Origin of the sequence: Aquincola tertiaricarbonis (assembly GCF_000969605.1) — a bacterium.
Lineage (GTDB): Bacteria > Pseudomonadota > Gammaproteobacteria > Burkholderiales > Burkholderiaceae_C > Aquincola > Aquincola tertiaricarbonis.
Map to the genome: position 1 here is coordinate 1 of NZ_JZUE01000071.1, position 1,431 is coordinate 1,431.

At 75.3% G+C, this 1,431-nt stretch carries 1 protein-coding gene; it reads right to left on the reverse strand.

The features are described from left to right. The coding region (locus VO99_RS31085) for a hypothetical protein (protein WP_046116150.1) at positions 1–1,431 on the reverse strand (1,431 nt) is incomplete at both ends.

Genomic DNA, 1,431 nt, shown 5'->3' on the forward strand with positions numbered 1-1,431 from the left:
CGAAGGAGGCCACCGTCTGCCCGGGCGGGTTCAGCTGGTCTTCATCGATGGGGCTCAGCGCGGTGGTGCCGGCCGCCAGCACCGGCGCGTCGTTGACGGCGGTGATGGCCAGGAAGGCGGTGTCGGTGGCGACGCTGAAGGCGGTGCTGCCGCCGTTCACGCTGGTGTCGCCGGTGCCGCCAGCCACGCCGGTGGACTGGTCCCAGGCGCGGTAGGTGATCTGCGCACTGTCGGCGTCGATGCCGTCGGGCACCAGGCGCAGCACGTCGGTGGCGCGCAGCAGCAGCGCGGCGTTGTCGCTCACCGCACCCATGTCCACCCAGGAAGCGCCGTGGTTGATCGAGTACTGCCAGCGCCCGTTGCCCGGCACCAGGCCGGTGACGGCCACGCCCTGCAGCGCGCCGGCATCCACGTCGCTCACGCTGCCACCGAGCAGCGCGGCCACCGTCAGGCCGGCATGCAGGCCGGCGTCCTCGGTGATCGGCGGCAGCACCGGCGCGGCGGGCGTGAGCACCGGCGCATCGTTGACCGCGGTGACGGCCACGGCGGCGATGTCGCTGGCGCTGCTGAAGGCGCTGCTGCCGCCGGCGGCGCCGGTGTCGGCGCGGCTGTCGGCGCTGCCGGCGGTCTGGTCCCAGGCACGGTAGCGCAGCGTGGCGCTGGTGGCGTCCAGGCCGTCGGGCACGAAGCGCAGCCGGTCGGCCGGGCGCAGCAGCAGCGCGTCGTCCTCCGCCACCGAGCCCAGCGCCAGCCAGCTGGCGCCGCCGTCCAGCGAGTACTGCCAGCTGCCGGCGGCGGCATCGGCCTCCACCAGCGCGATGCCCTGCAGCGCGCCCGCATCGGCATCGCTGACGCTGCCGCCCAGCAGCGCGGCCACGCTCTGGCCGGTGCTGGCGGTGTCGTCCTCCGACAGCGGCGGCAGGGCCGGCGACCACGGCACCAGCACCGGTGCATCGTTCACCGCGGCCACGCTGACGCTGGCGCTGTCGGACGCGGCACTGAAGGCGCTGCTGCCGCCGCGCACGCTGCTGTCCACCCGCTGGCCGGCGGTGCCGGCGGTCTGGTCCCAGGCCAGGAAGCCGAGGCTGGCGCTGTCGGCGCCGCTGCCGTCGGGCAGGTAGCGCACTCGGTCGGTGGCGCGCAGCAGCAGGGCGCTGCCATCGCTCACGCTGCCGACCGCGGCCCAGGTGGCGCCGCCGTCCAGGCTGTACTGCCAGCTGCCGCTGCCCGGTGACTGGCCGATGACCGCCACGCCGGTGAGTGCGCTGGCGTCGGCGTCGGCGATGCGGCCGGCCACCAGCAGGCCCACGGCCTGGCTGGCATGGCCGGTGTCGTCCTCGGTGATGGCGGGCAGCACCGGCGCGCCAGGGGTCAGGGCCGGTGCATCGTTGATGACGAAGACCGACAGGCTGGCGGTGTCGCTGGCGCTGC